The sequence below is a fragment of the Rheinheimera mangrovi genome (genome assembly GCF_003990335.1).
Taxonomy (GTDB): domain Bacteria; phylum Pseudomonadota; class Gammaproteobacteria; order Enterobacterales; family Alteromonadaceae; genus Pararheinheimera; species Pararheinheimera mangrovi.
In genome coordinates this window covers 4,496,730-4,513,651 of record NZ_CP034683.1, presented here as the reverse complement: position 1 = coordinate 4,513,651, position 16,922 = coordinate 4,496,730, and the positions used below count along the sequence as shown (strand labels likewise).

The 16,922-nt window shown below is 47.7% G+C and carries 18 protein-coding genes; 9 read left to right on the top strand and 9 right to left on the bottom strand.

The features are described from left to right. Positions 1-95: 95 nt before the first annotated feature. Positions 96-761, bottom strand: a complete 666-nt coding sequence (locus tag EK374_RS20150; protein ID WP_127026306.1) for a hypothetical protein — start codon at positions 759-761, stop codon at positions 96-98. 146 nt (positions 762-907) lie between these two features. Between EK374_RS20150 and EK374_RS20145 the strand changes: the two genes are divergently transcribed. After that, positions 908-1,600, top strand: a complete 693-nt coding sequence (locus tag EK374_RS20145) for an SDR family NAD(P)-dependent oxidoreductase (protein WP_127026305.1) — start codon at positions 908-910, stop codon at positions 1,598-1,600. A gap of 16 nt (positions 1,601-1,616) precedes the next feature. Here the strand turns inward: EK374_RS20145 and EK374_RS20140 are convergent, their stop codons facing one another. Then, a complete protein-coding gene (locus EK374_RS20140; RefSeq protein ID WP_127026304.1) occupies positions 1,617-2,360 on the bottom strand; it encodes an SDR family oxidoreductase in 744 nt (247 codons plus the stop codon). A gap of 118 nt (positions 2,361-2,478) precedes the next feature. Between EK374_RS20140 and EK374_RS20135 the strand changes: the two genes are divergently transcribed. After that, positions 2,479-3,390 carry a LysR family transcriptional regulator gene (locus EK374_RS20135; RefSeq protein ID WP_127026303.1) on the top strand — a complete coding sequence of 304 codons (912 nt, stop codon included), beginning with the start codon at positions 2,479-2,481 and terminating at the stop codon, positions 3,388-3,390. A gap of 2 nt (positions 3,391-3,392) precedes the next feature. Here EK374_RS20135 and EK374_RS20130 read toward each other — a convergent pair whose 3' ends face one another. Next, on the bottom strand, positions 3,393-4,244 hold the full coding sequence (locus EK374_RS20130) for a DUF817 domain-containing protein (RefSeq protein WP_127026302.1): 852 nt from the start codon (positions 4,242-4,244) through the stop codon (positions 3,393-3,395). A 221-nt stretch (positions 4,245-4,465) separates the two neighbouring features. Here EK374_RS20130 and EK374_RS20125 point away from each other — a divergent pair, with 221 nt between their 5' ends. From EK374_RS20125 to EK374_RS20095, 7 genes are all read left to right on the top strand, one after another. Next, positions 4,466-5,983: a leucyl aminopeptidase gene (locus EK374_RS20125; protein ID WP_127026301.1), complete on the top strand. Its 1,518-nt coding sequence runs from the start codon at positions 4,466-4,468 to the stop codon at positions 5,981-5,983. 230 nt (positions 5,984-6,213) lie between these two features. Beyond that, entirely contained in the window at positions 6,214-8,292 is a 2,079-nt protein-coding gene (locus tag EK374_RS20120) for a protein-disulfide reductase DsbD family protein (protein WP_127026300.1), read from the top strand. Positions 8,293-8,308: 16 nt separating this feature from the next. Next, complete coding sequence (locus EK374_RS20115) at positions 8,309-8,905, top strand: thioredoxin family protein (protein ID WP_127026299.1); 597 nt, start codon at positions 8,309-8,311, stop codon at positions 8,903-8,905. A 107-nt stretch (positions 8,906-9,012) separates the two neighbouring features. Beyond that, positions 9,013-9,870: a PA4780 family RIO1-like protein kinase gene (locus tag EK374_RS20110; protein ID WP_127026298.1), complete on the top strand. Its 858-nt coding sequence runs from the start codon at positions 9,013-9,015 to the stop codon at positions 9,868-9,870. 13 nt (positions 9,871-9,883) lie between these two features. Next, positions 9,884-10,429, top strand: a complete 546-nt coding sequence (locus tag EK374_RS20105; protein WP_127026297.1) for a hydrolase — start codon at positions 9,884-9,886, stop codon at positions 10,427-10,429. A 27-nt stretch (positions 10,430-10,456) separates the two neighbouring features. Continuing rightward, positions 10,457-10,825 (top strand): YbaN family protein, encoded by a 369-nt coding sequence (locus EK374_RS20100; RefSeq protein ID WP_127026296.1) that lies wholly within the window; start codon positions 10,457-10,459, stop codon positions 10,823-10,825. Positions 10,826-10,914: 89 nt separating this feature from the next. Next, positions 10,915-11,469, top strand: a complete 555-nt coding sequence (locus EK374_RS20095) for a DUF7010 family protein (protein ID WP_127026295.1) — start codon at positions 10,915-10,917, stop codon at positions 11,467-11,469. 138 nt (positions 11,470-11,607) lie between these two features. Here EK374_RS20095 and EK374_RS20090 read toward each other — a convergent pair whose 3' ends face one another. The 6 genes from EK374_RS20090 to EK374_RS20065 form a co-directional block, all read right to left on the bottom strand. Further along, positions 11,608-12,060: a carboxymuconolactone decarboxylase family protein gene (locus EK374_RS20090; protein ID WP_127026294.1), complete on the bottom strand. Its 453-nt coding sequence runs from the start codon at positions 12,058-12,060 to the stop codon at positions 11,608-11,610. A gap of 40 nt (positions 12,061-12,100) precedes the next feature. Further along, positions 12,101-12,931 (bottom strand): helix-turn-helix domain-containing protein, encoded by an 831-nt coding sequence (locus EK374_RS20085; protein ID WP_127026293.1) that lies wholly within the window; start codon positions 12,929-12,931, stop codon positions 12,101-12,103. A gap of 21 nt (positions 12,932-12,952) precedes the next feature. After that, on the bottom strand, positions 12,953-13,417 hold the full coding sequence (locus EK374_RS20080; protein WP_127026292.1) for a DUF4920 domain-containing protein: 465 nt from the start codon (positions 13,415-13,417) through the stop codon (positions 12,953-12,955). A gap of 68 nt (positions 13,418-13,485) precedes the next feature. Then, positions 13,486-14,385 (bottom strand): alpha/beta hydrolase, encoded by a 900-nt coding sequence (locus EK374_RS20075; protein WP_127026291.1) that lies wholly within the window; start codon positions 14,383-14,385, stop codon positions 13,486-13,488. A 16-nt stretch (positions 14,386-14,401) separates the two neighbouring features. Then, positions 14,402-15,529 (bottom strand): serine hydrolase domain-containing protein, encoded by a 1,128-nt coding sequence (locus EK374_RS20070; protein ID WP_127026290.1) that lies wholly within the window; start codon positions 15,527-15,529, stop codon positions 14,402-14,404. Positions 15,530-15,539: 10 nt separating this feature from the next. Next, positions 15,540-16,922, bottom strand: a complete 1,383-nt coding sequence (locus tag EK374_RS20065) for a M23/M56 family metallopeptidase (protein ID WP_164731926.1) — start codon at positions 16,920-16,922, stop codon at positions 15,540-15,542.

Genomic DNA, 16,922 nt, shown 5'->3' with positions numbered 1-16,922 from the left:
CGGCAATGTCTCTGGAACTGGCCAGACTGCAGACCTGTAAAACTATAGTCAGATTTTATAAAGCAGGCGAAAGTTGTGGCGCACAAGAGGGGTTTTTAGAGCAGTTGCCATTTACCTTGTTGTAATTGCAGGCTTTGAAGTTTTTGTTCCTCTTCACCATTGTGATAATGCAGCCGGATAAACTCTACTTTATCCGGGCTAACCCAGCGCACATTCAGCGGATTCCAGGGTTGTATTCTGTTGTCATCGCCACTGAGCACCATTTCAGCATAAAGCTTGTGATTACGAATGCGGTAAATCACCACCAGATTGGCATTCTCTTTGTCTGAATAAGCTTCGGAATACACCAGTAAACGTTTGTTGTCTGGTGACAGCAATGGAAAACCGTTGATCTGAGTCTGCAAACCGGTTTGGGTATTAATCAGATACACGCTACGGCCACGATATTCAAATACCCAAACCACAGCTAATTGCGCAGGCTTTAAGTACGAAACTAAGTAAGGCTGGGTGTCTTCATCCGTTCTTTCTTTAAATACTGGAAAAGACAAAGCTCCGGCTTTGGTTTGTAGATGTAAAAAATTACTGTTGCGTTGCACTTGAAAGGGGACCTTGGGTAACAGATCCTCCTCCAGTTCCTGCGCACAGGATTGCTCCAGTTCCACTTCAAACTCACATGCCATTGCAGTCGTCGCAATAGCACTACAAAACAACCAAAACAGGAACGACAGTGCTGTTTTTTGCAGTAAGCTGATGTTGGACATCAGAAGTTTTCCTCGTTTTACGTGGGGTTTTGACTCGCCATGTGGCTTAGTGTAGGTAAATTTACACGGCAGTCATTACTATTTCATTTGAAAATGTTAAAAACTAAGGTGAATGGACTGAGAGTCAATCAAAAGGGAGTGGGTTTATGAGTCAGCCGCAACAAAAAACAGTATTGATTACGGGCGCAAACCGGGGCATAGGTTTTGCGATCGCTAAAACTCTGCTGCAACAAGGCGGTTTTCAGTTATTGCTGGCTGCTCGCCATCAAAAAGATGCAGAGGAAGCCGTAGCCTTGTTAGGCGCTGGTATAGCAATTCGATTGGATTTGACCGACCCTTTGCTGCTGGAACAAAAAGCCTTGCAGATTGAACGTCACTATGGCCCTGTTGATATATTAATTAATAATGCAGCCATACTGCATTCCACTGAAGTGCAACATACTCAGGCTGAGGATTTACTCCACAGTTTATCGGTTAATACTGTGGCGCCTTTTATGCTCTGCAAAGTTTTTGGTCATTTGATGAAGCAGCGGGGTTATGGCCGTATTGTCAATGTTTCATCCAGTTGGGGTAGTTTTTCAGAGGGGCTGGAAGGTCCGGCTTGTTACGCCATCAGTAAAGCTGGGTTGAATGCAGTCACGGTGAGCTGTGCCCGTGAATTAATGCCTGAAGTGAAAGTAAACGCAGCTTGTCCAGGTTGGGTACGTACCCGTATGGGTGGCGAAGCTGCAGATTTAAGCCCGGAGCAAGGTGCTGAAACACCAGTCTGGCTCGCCACGCTGGATGACGATGGTCCGACTGGTGCGTTTTTCCGCAATAAAACTCAGATTGACTGGTAGCGCTGGTGGTGCAGGCTTAGAAATCCTGCACAGTAGGGCGCAGCACTATTTCGTTAATATCTACCTCTTTAGGTTGTGCTATTGCATAAGCAACGGCTTTTGCCACCGAATCTGCCGGAATAGCTATCTGATAGAAGTTATTAACAAATTCAGCACTTTGCTGGTGGCTGCTGCCGTGCTTCAGTTCAGAATCTACTGCGCCAGGCAGTATGGTTGTGGTGCGGATAGCTCCACCCACTTCATGGCGCAAGCCTTCGCTGATGGCCCGAACAGCGAATTTAGTGCCACTGTACACTGTGCCACCCGGGCTGAAGACTTTAATGCCCGCTACTGAAGAGATATTAATAAAATGGCCGGATTGTTGTTGCTCAAATACCGGCAAGGCTGCAGCTATACCATACAACACGCCTTTGATATTGATATCGATCATCCGATCCCATTCATCTGTTTTTAATTCACTGATAGGGGCAATAGACATCAGACCGGCATTATTGATGATGACATCCAACTGGCCAAAACGACTGACCGCCAGTTGCACCAGAGCCTGAACTTCGCTGGCTTTAGTGACATCCGTCACCAGATAAGCGGCTTGTCCGCCTTTGGCTTCGATGTGTGCTGCTATCTGCTGCAGTTTGTCTTCGCGACGTGCGCCTAATACAACCCTGGCACCCAGACTGGCCAGATGGTAAGCCGTGGCTTCCCCTAAACCGCTGCTGGCACCTGTGATCACTACAGTTTTTCCTGAAATATTCTGACTCATGGTTTTATCCTCAGTTGAGTGGCATCTGATTAATTTCGACCTGTTCAGTATGAAGTGATAGACAAATCCAAAAAATGGAAATATTTTGATTTTATAATTCCTTATTTTGGAATAATTAATGTTGAACAAAGTTGAATTGCTGCGGATTTTTTGTACTGCGGCAGAAAGTGACAGTTTTAAAGCCGCAGCTGTAAGGTTAGGTATTTCACCTCAGGCAGTCACCAGAGCAGTGCAGCAACTGGAGCAAAGTACGGGTGAAGTGTTGTTTCATCGCAGTACCCGCCATATCCGGCTGACCGTTTTTGCTGAAGGTTTTGCAATGCAGGCGAAAAGCACTCTGCAGCAATTGGATGCATTGTTTCAGCAGCATCAGGCAGTTTTAAATCATGCTATTGCCGGATTAGTGCGGCTGGCGGCTCCGAGAGTGATTCGGCCTGTGCTGATGCCTGTACTGAGTGCTCTGGCGCAACAGCATCCTGCGTTACAGCTCGACCTGCGTTTGTCAGATCAGATTGCGGATGTAGTGGACGAACAAATTGATGTAGGAGTGCGGATTGGATTGATCCGGGATAATGGTTTTATTGCCCGGAAAGTCGCCAATGTTGGCTTGTTTTTGACAGCCAGCCCGTTGTTGCTGGCAAAACACCATAGCCCGCAGGACTTAGAGCAACTGGCAGAACTGCCGACAACAGCCTTGATGGACAAAGCGACAGGCCGGGCCTGGCACTGGTATTTTCATGAGGGCCAGCAATGGTCGCCCAAAAAAATTAGTTTTGTCGCAGATGATTCTGAAACAGAAGCCGATGCAACTTTAGCTGGGCTGGGCGTATCGCAACTGGCTTCTTGTATGGCTATTCCTCATCTGCGCTCTGGCGCTTTAGTACGTCTACTCCCCGAACTTGATCCCAAACCCTGGCCTTTGTCTGTCTACAGGCCCCAGCGTGGCCCTGTACCTGACCGGGTCAGGTTGGTATTTGATGCACTGATTACAGCGCTAAGTGACAGAGAGATATTCCCCGAATTGCCATAACTTTACTCAGGCACATGAATTCGCTCTTTGACGTACTTAAGCTGCGCCACTATGGTAAAGGTCATAATCACCAGCAATGACCAGGAGCTCCATTTGCCAACATGCACCACAGACCAGGCTCCCAACTGATTAGGGTAACTCCACAAGCCCATAAAAGTACTAATGTTTTCTGCCAGCCAGATAAAAAATCCGACTAAAACAAAGCCCAGCAACAGCGGCATTTGCCGTTCTTTATCCAAAGGGTGGTAATAGACTATGGTTCTGGCATACAAACCTAAGGTTATAGCGGCCAGATACCAGCGGTAGTCACCAATATAGTGGTGGCTGAAAAAATTCAGATAAATCAGTGAAGCAATCAGCACCGCCATCCAATAAGGTGGATGGTGTCGTACCCGCAACTCCATTAAACGCCAGATCTGAATAATGTAACTGCCAACTGCCGCATACATAAAGCCGGCAAAAAGTGGTACTCCGAAAACTTTGCTTAAGGCAGGATCAGGGTAGCTCCAGGACTGAATGGTGCCGGAAGTCTTAAAGACTTCCAACGCAAAACCAACAACATGAAACAAGCTGATGGCTTTGGCTTCATCCCATGTTTCCAGTTTGGCCCAGACCATCCAGATTTGGATCAACAAGGCCAGCACCAACAGTACGTCGTAACGACTGACACCCGCTATCCCTTCACGTGGGACCAGCAAAACAGACAGAAAAAACAAGCCAACAAATAGGCAGGCCCGTGCCTGTTTGATACCAAAAAATAAGAACTCCCAGCAAAACCTATGTACAGTCGAACTGTTTTTTGGTGTTGTAACTGACATAAGCCATTGATCGAAAGAGTTAAGTTGCAATGCCATCTAATAAAAAGTCCTTGATGTGGGCAGGGGGAGATATCCAAGGTTAGTTTGTATCACTGCTGTGGGTTCAGCTCAATTCAGTTGAGAAATAAAATACATCTGCAGGCATAACGCTGAACTAAGTTGGTCGCTTAAATTATTCAATTTAACCAGATTTGGCTTGTTGTTCTTTTGTGCTTTCGTCACTCTCGGTAGAACTACAATAAAAAAGGAAAGGCCCTATGAAAACAATGATGACCAGTATTGCCACTTTGCTTTTGTCGTACAGTGCTGTTGCTGCAGTCCCTGTTATCGAAATGAATCAGAAAGCAGAACTCGATGCGAACACACTGGTGCTGTTGGTCAGCCCGGAGCAGCTGACGCAGTCTTCTTCCACGATACTGCAGCACAAGGTGGTACAGCATGCGATTAAAACGGCAGGCTTTGCAGCTAAAAAAGCGGCACAACTGGATATTTTGGCTGAAGTCGCCGGTTATAACAGAGTGGTTCTGCTGGGAACAGGTGAACCTAAAGAGCTGACCGCTGCCATCAGTAACAACCTGGGGGCAGATATTGCTGCATGGGTAAAAAAAGACAAAGCCCGTACTTTTACGATAGACACCGCAGCGCTTCAATCTGTGCTTAGCAACGCCGAATTTGCTGCCCAACTGGCGCATGGTATTGAATTGCGCTCCTACAGCTTTGACCGCTATTTCAGTAAGAACAAAGCAGACGAAGCTAAAAAGCTGGAAATTCTGGTGACGGATGAACAAGCGGCAGAGCGCCAGTTCAGTAAGTTACAGGCCGTAACCGAAGGAGTATTTTTAGCCCGGGATATGGTCAATGAGCCTGCAGCTGCATTAACGCCCGAAACCTTTGCGGCCGAAGCGAAAGCTTTGGAGAAGCTAGGGGTGAAAGTGCGGGTGCTGGATGTGCCTGCGATGGAAAAACTCGGAATGGGCGCTCTTTTAGCTGTAGGCAAAGGCAGCAACAGACCTCCACGTTTAGTGGTAGCACACTGGCAGGGCAGCGATCAAAAGCCACTGGCTATTGTTGGTAAGGGCATCACTTTTGATACGGGCGGTTATAACCTGAAAACAGATTCTGACTCGATAGTCCGTATGACCAGCGATATGGCCGGTGCAGCAGCGGCATTGGGGACTATTAAAGCATTAGCATTGCAAAAAGCCCCGGTGAACGTGGTTGCTGTGATGGCTATGGCGGAGAATATGGTATCCGACAAAGCCATGTTGCCCGGCGATGTACTCAAATCAGCCGCTGGTTTAACTATTCAGGTCACTAACACTGATGCCGAAGGCCGCTTAGTGCTGGCCGATGCGCTTTGGTATGCCAATAAAGAATTCCAGCCGCGTGCTATGGTCGATATTGCGACTTTAACAGGGGCCAAAGTAGGTGCTGTGGGAACTTACTATGCGGGTTTGTTCTCCCAGCAGCAGTCACTGGTGGATCAATTAACCTTAGCGGGCGAAAAAGTAAATGAACCGCTGTGGCGTTTACCTTTAGGCCCACAATTTGGCGATGAAATTAAAAGCGACATTGCCGATCTGAAAAATACCGGCAGCAGCACTGGAGCTTCAACCGCGGCCTGGTTTTTAAAACAATTTGCCGGTGATACGCCATGGGCTCATTTGGATATCGCAGGTAATGCGTTAAGCAGAACAGATAAAGAGGTTAATACCAAAGGTGCAACGGGTTATGGTGTGCGTTTGCTGACAGAGTGGGCGTTAAAGCAACCTTAAGGTCTATCTCCAATAATTATTTGTTTGGAATTTTGAAGGGGCCGCGGCTTGTCCCAGCCCACCAAAGGGCTCCACGACATCAACAGACGGGCGGGTGCAAGACCCGCCCCTACACCTCGTCCTGCAGTGGCTGAGGCAGAAACCCAGCCAGCTGCGTTTGATGGCTGATCCCTGTTCTGTTATTGCCGTACACTAAAAACATCTTGGTATGCAGGTACAGAAATTATCTGATGACTTTGTTTTTACGCCTCTTTTTCTTTGCCGTTTTAGTGCTGCTCACTACAGTTTCTGTTCAGGCTGAAACCAGTGGCTGGGTTAATGCCAGTCATTTAAAAGCAGAGCTGGTCAGCGATCATCAGGACGTGCGGCCCGGGCAGAGCTTTAAACTGGCGCTGCATTTTATTCCGGATGAATATTGGCATACCTACTGGCAAAACCCGGGTGACTCAGGCTTAGCCACCAGCATTGAATGGACTTTGCCGGATGGCGTTGAAGCTGGTGCTATTCAGTGGCCTGCTCCACTGGCTATTTCGGTGCCTCCCCTGGTGAATTACGGTTTTGAAGGCCCGACTATTTTAGTGTCGGAACTCACTATCCCGGCCGATTTCAGCGGCTCCCAACTCCAAATTAAGGCAAAGGTGGACTGGCTGGTCTGCAAAGAGATCTGTATTCCGGCTGACGCCAGTTTTGAGCTGAACTTGCCCGTAACTCAAGCCGCTATTGAAGCGCGTGATTATAAAAAACTCTTTGAACAAGCCAGCCAGCATCAGCCCAAAGTCACGCAGTTACAGGGCCGCTATGATGTACAAAACCAGAAGTTTTCTGCAGCTATTCAAATGCCGGAAGATTTAAAAGTATCGGCCTTTTTTGTCTCAGCCCCAGAGCTGGTCGATCACGCGGCCCCTCAGCAAATTGACTGGGTGGATGGCGAGTTATTATTACGTCAGCAGCAAAACACCTACTTTAGCCAGGCTCTGCCCCAGTTTGATTTAGTGCTGAATACGGCCGCTGGCCCTGTGTTGCTGCAACTGCAACATGAAAGTGCACCACAAGTTTCACCAGCCACTCTTGCCAGTTTCAGCCTGTTGGATTGGTTGGGAATGCTGGTGCTGGCCGCTGCAGGTGGTTTGATCCTGAACCTGATGCCTTGTGTATTTCCAGTGTTATCTTTAAAAGCTCTTAGTCTGGTCAATGGCCAGAATTCAGCACAACAAACCAAAACTGAAGCTTTATGGTACAGCGCCGGCGTGCTACTTAGTTTTGTTGCATTAGCTGCTGTATTGCTGCTGCTCAGAGCCGCAGGTCAGGCTGCTGGCTGGGGATTCCAGTTGCAGAATCCATTTGTAGTTGGTGCATTGGCTTATCTGCTGTTTGTTTTGGGTTTAAGTTTATCCGGTGTGGTACAGCTGGGTTTAGGCTGGATGAATTCAGGCCAACAGCTGACACAAAAGCAAGGCCATAAAGGCTCATTTTTCACAGGTGTATTGGCTGTAGTGGTCGCCAGCCCTTGCACAGCGCCATTTATGGGCACAGCTTTAGGTTATGCCGCTACTCAGCCTGCATTAGCTGCTTTGGCTATTTTTGCTGCGTTAGGTCTGGGTATGGCGTTACCTTTCCTGTTATTGGCCTGGTGGCCAGGCTTGGCGGCTTTATTACCTAAACCCGGGCTTTGGATGGAAAAGCTGAAGCAGTGGCTGGCTTATCCTCTGTATTTAAGTGCGGTTTGGTTATTGTGGGTTTATGGCCGCCAGCAAGGTTTAGATGCCTTAGCTCTGGCTTTGGTGGGGCTGGTATTGGTTGGTGCTGCCTGTTGGTTATGGGGGCAACAGCAACTACAACAGGCCGGTAAAATCAGTGGCCTGATCGCAGTGGTGCTGCTGCTGGGTGCTATCGCTTTGTTATGGTATCCGCAGCCTGCAGCGCAACAGGTTGCACAAACAGACCATGCTGAAGTCTGGTCAGAGCAACGTTTAAAGCAATTGGTGCAGGATGGTCAGCCTGTATTAGTGAATATGACGGCAGACTGGTGTATCACCTGTTTAGTCAACGAGCGTGTGGCCTTGGACACAGACAGCAGCAAAGCCGCTATGGCGTTATATAACCTGCGATACCTCAAAGGCGACTGGACTAATAAAGATCCGGCTATCAGTGCCTATTTGCGTCAGTTTCAGCGCGATGGTGTGCCTTTGTATGTGTTGTATTGGCCAGGCCAGCCGCCTGAAGTGTTACCCCAAATTTTAACGCCGGATTCATTACGTCAGGCGTTGGAGCAATTGAGCAGTAAACAACCTTTAATTACCAGTCAATAGCCACAGGAGTTCAACCATGAAACTCAAGCTTGCTTTAAGTTTATCTGCATTATTTTTTGCCAGCTCTTTGTTTGCCGCGCCCCAGGTCGGTCAGGCTGCGCCAGCCTTTAATCTGACAGACAGCAAAGGCAAAAGCCATTCCTTGGCTGATTTCGCTGGTAAAACTGTGGTGCTGGAATGGACCAATCACGATTGTCCTTTTGTCGTGAAGCATTACAGCGGCAATATGCAAAGTTTACAAAAACAATTTGGCACCGACGATGTGGTCTGGCTGACGGTGATTTCCTCAGCTCCAGGCAAGCAGGGTCATGTCACTGGCGCTAAAGCCGATGAGCTGACCATAAGCCGCAATGCAATGCCGGATGCTGTGCTGTTTGATGAAACAGGTGTTACAGGCAAAGCTTACGATGCTAAAACTACACCTCATATGTATGTGATTGATAAAAAAGGGGTATTGCAATATATGGGCGGTATCGACAGCATTGCGTCTGCCAAGGTGGATGATATCGCCAAAGCAACGCCTTATTTTTCTGACGCTTTAACCGCTGTGTTAGCAGGCAACCCGGCCAATCCTGCAGTGACTAAGCCTTATGGTTGCAGTATAAAATATTAAAACCTTTTGTCTCTGAAAAGCCGCCTTCATTAGCGGCTGTTTCTTTGTCTTGATAAAAATCCTGATTTACTCTTTTACGCCTGCGTTAAACAAGGTATAAGTGCGCAATGAAAACTCCAAAACGCATTCAACCCCTGATCGACGAAGGTCTGGTGGATGAAGTACTCAGGCCACTGATGAGTGGCAAAGAAGCCTCCGTATACGTGGTACGTTGCGGGGACGATATTCGCTGCGCCAAAGTGTATAAAGACGCCAGTCAGCGCAGCTTTAAAAAAGCAGTGCAGTATCAGGAAGGTCGTAAAGTACGCAGCTCCAGGCGTGCCCGGGCTATGGAAAAAGGCTCGAGTTTTGGTCGTGAGCAAGCAGAAGAAAGCTGGCAAAACGCTGAAGTGGACGCTTTATACAAACTGGCCGACGCTGGTGTGCGGGTGCCTGTGCCTTATGGCTGTTTTGACGGCATTTTGCTGATGGAACTGATTTTAGACGAAGAAGGTGATGTGGCCCCTCGTTTAAATGATATTCAACTGACGGCAGAACAAGCCCGACGTGACCACAAAACCATGATGCAGGATATTTTGCGGATGTTGTCTGTGGGGTTAGTGCACGGCGACTTATCCGAATTTAATGTACTGCAGGACCCACAAGGCCCTGTCATTATCGACTTACCGCAAGCGGTAGACGCTGCTGCCAATAACAATGCACAGTGGATGCTGGAACGGGATGTCAATAATATCACTCAGTATTACGCTCAGTTTGCACCTGAACTTGCCGCCACTAAATATGCCAAAGAAATCTGGGCCTTATTTGAAGCTGGTAATTTAAATCCAAATACAGAACTGACAGGCGAATTCGCTGAAGCAGAACAGGCCGCTGATGTCGGCGCTGTACTGGATGAAATCAATGCCGCTTTTGCTGAAATGCAGGAGCGTAAAGAACGGCAACAGGCCGCCAATGAACCGGATTAACGGAGAGAACATCATGTTAGTCAAGCAGATGGACAGCCTGGTATTACTGATTGATATGCAGGAAAAACTGGCTCCGGTGATCGATCAAGGCAAAGAGGTTGAACAAGCCGCAGCCTGGGTATTACAAATTGCTGTGCAGCTTGGGGTGCCTGTGCTTGCCACCGAACAGTATCCACAAGGTTTAGGTGTCACTTTACCTGCTTTGGCCGAGTTAGTGCCTGCAGAGCATGTAATGGAAAAAATTCATTTCAGCGCTTTGCGCGAACCTCTGATTGCCGAACGTTTAAAGTTAAGCGGTAAAAACCAGCTGGTGATTATTGGCACTGAAACTCATGTCTGCGTGCTGCAAACTGCTATGGATGCCTTAACTGCTGGTTATCAGGTGTTTATTGTTGAAGAAGCTGTCGGCTCCCGCACTGAACAAAACCGTCAGTTAGCTTTGTTACGTTTACAACAGGCTGGCGCGCAAATTATCAGTAAAGAAATGCTGGCTTTTGAGTGGCTGGATAAAGCCGGTACAGAGAGCTTCCGTACTATCAGTAAAGGCTGGATCCGATAAATAGGAAGAGAAAGCGGTAAAGTTGTTATGTTAAAGCTGCTGACAGTTTCTTTCTGGCGTTTATTGGCCTGTATTAGTTTGCTGCTGGGTTTAATAGGTGTGGTGTTGCCCGGTTTACCTACAGTGCCTTTTTTACTGGTCTCTGTCTGGTCAGCAGGCAAAGGATGGCCACGTTTAGAACTTTGGTTATTAGCACATCCCAGCTTTGGTCCACCCATCAAGCGTTGGCGTGAATATGGCGCTGTACCACGTAAAGCCAAATATCTGGCGACTGTGATGATGTCCTTGTCGGTTTTGATGTTGCTGTTTTCCACTGCACCCTTCTGGCTCAAACTTGTTTTACCTGCTTTTCTTTGTTGTGTTGCTATTTGGTTATGGCGCCGCCCAGAAATATGATTGTTCCTTTTAAATCAACAATTTAAAATTTGACAGCGGGATAGTTGCACATTAATTTGTTTACATAATTTTAAACAATGGAGTGTGTGATGGAGTTAACTTTAAGTCAATTGCGGCAAAGTTTTGAACAAAGAACAAACCGATCTATGTCTATGCCACTGGCAGGCACAGTGTTTTGGTCTGTGGTGCTGGGGTTGAGTTTTGTTTTACCTTATAACACTGCTTTAATGGTGATGTTGTTTGGTTCAGGCTGTATTTTTCCACTAGCTTTGTTGTTCGCGAAATTGCGTAACGAAGACTTTTTTATGAAAGGCCATGCCTTGGGCAAGTTAATGCTGATTGGCGTTATTATGGCCAACTCACTTTGGGTTGTGCATATTCTGTTGTTATTCACGCAACCTAAATTGGTACCTTATAGTCTGGCTTTAGCAGCCGCCATTCACTGGCCTTTATACGGCTGGATTATTCAACACAGTTTAGGTTTGCAGCATTTACTGATGCGTGCTTTTGGCCTTTTTGCTGCGTTTTTCTGGCTACCACTGAATTCAATAGCCGCAGCGGCCTTAGTGACTGTGGTGTGTTATCTGATCACGCTAGTGCAAATGCAGCGTCGTGTGGTGGATGTCGGAAATCCTGCTGTGTAATTTGTGCGGGCGACCATAAAGGTCAACCCTACGATAATTTTGATGGAAAAGACGTAGGGGCGGGCCTTGTGCCCGCCCGCCTATTCGATGAACACAAAACCAGAAAGGTTAATCCCCGCCCGTCTATCTAACGAAAACTTAAAACTCAGGCTGAAAATGAAAGGCCACTGCGATACGGTTCCAGCTGTTGATGGTGACGATCAGCGCCGTCAGGTTCAAAATTTCCTGCTCTGAGTATTCTGCTGCAACAGTAGCGTAATCCTGATCAGACAAGCCTTTACCTGCCACTAAAGTTAAAGCTTCAGTCCAGATTAAAGCCGCCTGCTCACGGGCGGTAAAAGCGGATTTCACTTCCTGCCAGGAGGGTAAAACATCCAGTCTGTGCTGTTGTTCACCATCTTTTCTCGCTTCATTGGCATGCATATGCTGGCAAAAGGCACAGCCATTGAGCTGGGATGCACGGATTTTCATTAAGTGGATCAGCCTTTTATCCAAACCAGAATCCTCTGCCGCTTTGGCAAGCCCCACCAGATGCTGCACTATGGCTGGCTGACCTTTATAAACAGCTGTACGACTGATACGTTCTGACATAAACACCTCCGTTGGTTGAGGTCTTTAGTGTACAAAGGGCTTATGCGGCAGAATTGGAGAATTGCGACATCTTACGTTTTTTATACTGACCCGGAGTTTGGCCTGTGATGCGGACAAAATGCTGGTGCATATGAGCCTGATCGTAAAAACCTGCTTGTTGCGCTACGCTGGCTAAATCAGTCAGCGGATTGGCGCTGATTAAGAATCGCGCCAGTTTGACTTTAAACAGCAGCTGTAATTGCGCCGGTGATAAACCTGTTTCCAGCTTAAACAGCCGTTCAAATTGTCGGCGGCTTTTCGGTAGCTGATGATAGAGATGCTGCAGATCTGCGGCGGGCTGTTGTAACAGTTGCAGGCTTTTCTGCACCAGACTGGTGTTGGTCATCGTCCGTTCGGCCAGATGTAATAACCAACATTCAACAGCTGTCAGCTGGGTAGACAAATCGCTGCTATTGGCTAATTGCTCCAACAGCCAGTTCAATCCGACCAGGTTGGATAGGCGTAAATCCAGCTGCTCTGTTGCCAGCTCGCCAGGGCTAATGCCCAATAACTGAAAAGCGCCGCTGGCATGAAAACGCACGCTGAGCTGATGCTGGCCGGCAGAAAAGCAGCGTTGGCTTAGCTGTTGAGTGTACTGAAAATACACTGCAGGCAGTTGGTTGGGGGTAAAATCGAAGGTCAGATTGCTGCCGCCATCCGGATACAAGGCATGAGTTTGGCTTACATAGGCCTGCTCTGGCACTAGCACAGCCCAATACAATTGCACCCATGGTTGCAGCTGTACACAAGGCTGACGCTGACTAAAACCCAAAGCGGACAACTGACTATTTTGTTGAAAAGCCAGCTGTTCCGGCGTGGGCTGAATGGCCATTGCTGCAATCAGAATTGAGGTTTAATCGGCAATTTCAACGGCAACAGGCACCAACTGATACAAAGTGATGGCTTCAGTGACGCTGGCCGGATCAAAGGCTTCGCCTTGCTCTTCGGCTTTATGCGCCAGATATTCACGGGTCGATTCTAAATCCATTTCAATAGGATCCAGCTTGCCACTGGCGTAAGCCGTTTTGCCTTTGGCGCTGACCGGGAACACCATATCGCCGTCTTTTACTTTAATGCGAAAAGTGGGTTGATTCGCATCAGCGGCGAATTGCATCCAGCAGCCTTTTTTCTGACAGACAGCTTCTACAGTGCCTTTGACAGTCACTTGTTGCTGCAGGTAACTTTGGGGTTTAGCCAGAATGTCAGCAACCGCGACCAGCTTAGTTTTATCAACAGGTCCACCAAAACTAGTGGCTGAGGCGGTAAAGGCTGTTAAAGCCAAAGCTGTTGTCAGTAGTAAATGTTTAATTGGTTTCATGATACTTTCCTGTGCTTTGTATCGACCTGATATTCAAACCATTATGCGCTGACTGCACAAGGCTGTCATCAGCCCGGCGTATAAGGGCCTGTGCCTGGCAAGAGTTTAACCAAAGCCCGGCTTATCATGGACGGAAACACAGAGAGGTGGTCTTCGTCGGCAATAATCTGGCTTTGGATCTGTAAACCCGGGTAATGCCGGCTTTTCAGCACCTTCTCAAACTGCAGGGTGTCTTCCACTATATTGACTCGGCTGGCGTAACGTTTGCCAGGTTTAACCTGTTCAAATTCAGCGGCATAGAGCTGCACTCTGGCTTTCAGGTTTTTGTGCTGTGCGGCGTACTGCTGTTCCAGTTTGAACATGGTTTTATTATCAAACCACAAAGACGGGCTGCTTAAAATATAGGTATCAAAAGTATCGGGCTGGGTCAGCAATATCTGTGCGCCTAATAAGCCACCATAAGAATGTCCAACAAAAAGCTTACGTTTTGGGTCCACCTGGTAGGTGTTCAACACAAAAGGGATCACCTGTTGTCGCAGATACTCTGCATAGAAAGCCGCGCCACCGTAGGCTTTAGCCGTTAAATTTTTGCCCGGCTTTTTGCCTTTCGCCAGAATATTAGTTGGGGTGTAATCCAGACTGCGGCTATCTGTTGGGTTATCTTCTTTGGCGTAGGACAAACCTACAATGACAAAGTCTTCAATATTCTGACCACCAGCGCCTAACCTGTTGCGGATGCTACGGATCAAAGGAAAAGCGTAGTTAGCGTCCGAAACAAAAAGCACAGGAAACTTTTTTTCGGTTTTGCCATACGAAGGCGGCAGCTCAACCCAAACCTCGTACTGCCGGCCTGTGTTTTTAGCAGGCAACTGATGCACCTGAGTATTAGGTAATTCCCATGCCGGGAATTGTTCTTCTGCGGTCAGGCTGAGACTAAGCAGTGCCAGCGCCGCTATCCATAGCTTCATGAGGATTCCTTACTGATTAAGAACTTAAAACCTGTTGCCAGAACCATTTGGCTAAATCACCTGTGATATCCGCTTCAGCATTGGTCAGTAGCACTAAACCTATGTCTTGTTGTGGTGAATAGGCGATGTAAGGCCGGAAACCATCCACCACACCACCGTGATAAAACAGTTTGTTTTCATCGTATTGGATCACCCGCCAACCACGGCCATACCAGTTGGACACTTGCTTGAATTGTTGCCAAACCGGCCATCTGGATTTGCCCCTTAACCTCACCATAGGTTGCTGCAACTGCGCCAAGGCTTCAGCGCTGAATACACTGGGTTTATGGCCCAGCATGGCAATCAGGTATTTAGCCATATCATTGACGCTGGCATTAACACCAGCTGCTGGATTGACCCAATAAAAGTTCGGGTCTATTTTGACCGGACGCCAGCCTTTGCCGCCCCTTTTATGCGGCATGGCTTTGTTTTCAGTGGCTAAAAAAGGCGCATAACCGACAGAGGCCGTGCTCATCTGCAGAGGTTTAAAAATACGTTCCGGCAGCAATTCTTCGTAAGTTTTGCCAGTGCCACGGCTTAATACCTGATCCAGCAAAGCAAACACAATATTCTGATAGCTGTAGCAAGTACCGGGTTTACAGCCAGGTGCCAGCTGCTGAAATTTAGGTAAAATTTGCTCTGGAGTTTGTTTAGCTTCCAGCAGGTTTTCATATGCATGCGGCATCAAGCCTGTGCTTTGGCTTAATACCTGATCCACTTTAATTTGCTTGGTGGCGGTAGCTGTTTTTAATTTAAATTCAGGCACATAGTTAATCAGTGGCAAGTCTAAATTCACTTTGCCTTGCTGAGCAGCCAATACGCTGATGCCACCGGTAAAGGTTTTGGATACCGAAGCCAGCCGGAATACGGTGTTGGCATCGATTTTTTCCGGTTTGCCCATAGCCCGCACCCCATAACTGCCGGTGGCTATAATCTGGTTACCCCGCACTACGGCATAAGCACCACCAGGCACTTTGGCTTTGTTTAGCTGCACCCTAAACTGCAAATCCAGCCCTTGCAGCAGTTCGGTTTGCTGAAACTGCGCTGAGGTTGAAAAAGCGCAGAGCAAGAGGCTACGTAAGGTGGTTTTTATAAATAATTTCATCAGGTTGCCTTTACAACTTTAAATAAGGAGTTGGATCTTGCTGCTTGCCGTCGACCAGCATTTCAAAATGTAAATGTGGTCCCGTTACCCGGCCTGTTGATCCCACTTTGCCTATAGGCTGACCTGGTTCTACTGTCTGGCCTGCTTCGATATAAAAATCATCCAGATGGGCGTACAGGGTTTGATAACCATGGCCATGGTCAATCAACACAGCTTTGCCATACCTGTCATTCAGGCTTTTGGCGTCTGCTATCAGTACTTTGCCTTTTTGTGCGGCTTTGACTGTTGCGCCCCTTTTGGCACCAAAATCCAGCCCCTGATGCGGACGGTTTTTACGAAACGGGTGTTTTTCACCATAAAAAGAGTTGATAGGCACTTTGCCAACCGGCAATACCCATTCTTGTGGCGGCGAGCTGAAGCTAAGCTGAGCGCAACCCACATTCAGCAATAAAGCTGTACCAGACAACAGCGTGGTAGCGCGCCATTTTTGCCAGAAGGACAACACAGGCGCTGGTTGAAATAACTGCTGTAAACGTTGCTGATAAAAGCTTTGGCTGGCATTGCTTTGAATAAAACCTGGCATCAGCGCCGGCATCTGCTCTGCCTGACTTTGCTTTAAACTGCAAAGCAAGGTTTGACCATACAACAGCGCTTGTTCTGGCTGCTTTTGCAGTACAGTTTTGTCCACCGCCAATTCCATACTGCGAATAAAGGCCTGTTCAATCAGCCGTAATACAGGGTTAAACCAGCATAACGCCACCAGAATACGAAGCAGTAACAGCTGTTGTGGGTCGCGTCGTTGCAGATGCACCAGTTCGTGATCGATCAATAACTGGCGCTGCGGCTCTGACATATCTTCTATATAAGCGGGCAACACCAATACCATACGGTTCCAGCCAGCAACAAAAGGCGAAATAGCGGCCTGGGTTTGGCGAATTTCAAATTGACTGGGTAACAATTCGAGTTGTGTTGTGTTCAGCAGCGAAGCCTTATCTAAAGGTTCGGACAGCTGGATAAGCCGCTGCACCTGCTGCCATTGTTTCACTAAACGCCATAGCGATAACAGGCTGATGATGGCAATCAAAGCCAAGGCCAGACGCCAGTAAAAGGCGGTATCAGCGGGTGGTTCCAGTAAAGACGGGTGTAGTGGCTGAGCCGTTAAAGCTTGCACAGAGCTGACCGTATCCAGCAGGAGTACCGAAGGTACAGTCCAGTGCTGATACAGTTCCGGCATAGGCAATAAAGGTAAAAAACTTAACGCCAGTAAACACCAATACAAGGCAGGCCAATGCTGCAAAGCGCTGAATTTTTTCAGTAAAGGCTGAGTTGCAAACCAAAGCAAGCCAGACCAAAGACTACAAAGCAGCAACGAAAGCAACAATTGTTCAGCCAT

Excerpts from the sequence above, each read along its gene's own strand:
- EK374_RS20150 (WP_127026306.1), bottom strand. The coding sequence starts at position 761 with ATGTCCAACATCAGCTTACTGCAAAAAACAGCACTGTCGTTCCTGTTT.
- EK374_RS20145 (WP_127026305.1), top strand. The coding sequence starts at position 908 with ATGAGTCAGCCGCAACAAAAAACAGTATTGATTACGGGCGCAAACCGG.
- EK374_RS20140 (WP_127026304.1), bottom strand. The coding sequence starts at position 2,360 with ATGAGTCAGAATATTTCAGGAAAAACTGTAGTGATCACAGGTGCCAGC.
- EK374_RS20135 (WP_127026303.1), top strand. The coding sequence starts at position 2,479 with ATGTTGAACAAAGTTGAATTGCTGCGGATTTTTTGTACTGCGGCAGAA.
- EK374_RS20130 (WP_127026302.1), bottom strand. The coding sequence starts at position 4,244 with ATGGCATTGCAACTTAACTCTTTCGATCAATGGCTTATGTCAGTTACA.
- EK374_RS20125 (WP_127026301.1), top strand. The coding sequence starts at position 4,466 with ATGAAAACAATGATGACCAGTATTGCCACTTTGCTTTTGTCGTACAGT.
- EK374_RS20120 (WP_127026300.1), top strand. The coding sequence starts at position 6,214 with ATGACTTTGTTTTTACGCCTCTTTTTCTTTGCCGTTTTAGTGCTGCTC.
- EK374_RS20115 (WP_127026299.1), top strand. The coding sequence starts at position 8,309 with ATGAAACTCAAGCTTGCTTTAAGTTTATCTGCATTATTTTTTGCCAGC.
- EK374_RS20110 (WP_127026298.1), top strand. The coding sequence starts at position 9,013 with ATGAAAACTCCAAAACGCATTCAACCCCTGATCGACGAAGGTCTGGTG.
- EK374_RS20105 (WP_127026297.1), top strand. The coding sequence starts at position 9,884 with ATGTTAGTCAAGCAGATGGACAGCCTGGTATTACTGATTGATATGCAG.
- EK374_RS20100 (WP_127026296.1), top strand. The coding sequence starts at position 10,457 with ATGTTAAAGCTGCTGACAGTTTCTTTCTGGCGTTTATTGGCCTGTATT.
- EK374_RS20095 (WP_127026295.1), top strand. The coding sequence starts at position 10,915 with ATGGAGTTAACTTTAAGTCAATTGCGGCAAAGTTTTGAACAAAGAACA.
- EK374_RS20090 (WP_127026294.1), bottom strand. The coding sequence starts at position 12,060 with ATGTCAGAACGTATCAGTCGTACAGCTGTTTATAAAGGTCAGCCAGCC.
- EK374_RS20085 (WP_127026293.1), bottom strand. The coding sequence starts at position 12,931 with ATGGCCATTCAGCCCACGCCGGAACAGCTGGCTTTTCAACAAAATAGT.
- EK374_RS20080 (WP_127026292.1), bottom strand. The coding sequence starts at position 13,417 with ATGAAACCAATTAAACATTTACTACTGACAACAGCTTTGGCTTTAACA.
- EK374_RS20075 (WP_127026291.1), bottom strand. The coding sequence starts at position 14,385 with ATGAAGCTATGGATAGCGGCGCTGGCACTGCTTAGTCTCAGCCTGACC.
- EK374_RS20070 (WP_127026290.1), bottom strand. The coding sequence starts at position 15,529 with ATGAAATTATTTATAAAAACCACCTTACGTAGCCTCTTGCTCTGCGCT.
- EK374_RS20065 (WP_164731926.1), bottom strand. The coding sequence starts at position 16,922 with ATGGCTGAACAATTGTTGCTTTCGTTGCTGCTTTGTAGTCTTTGGTCT.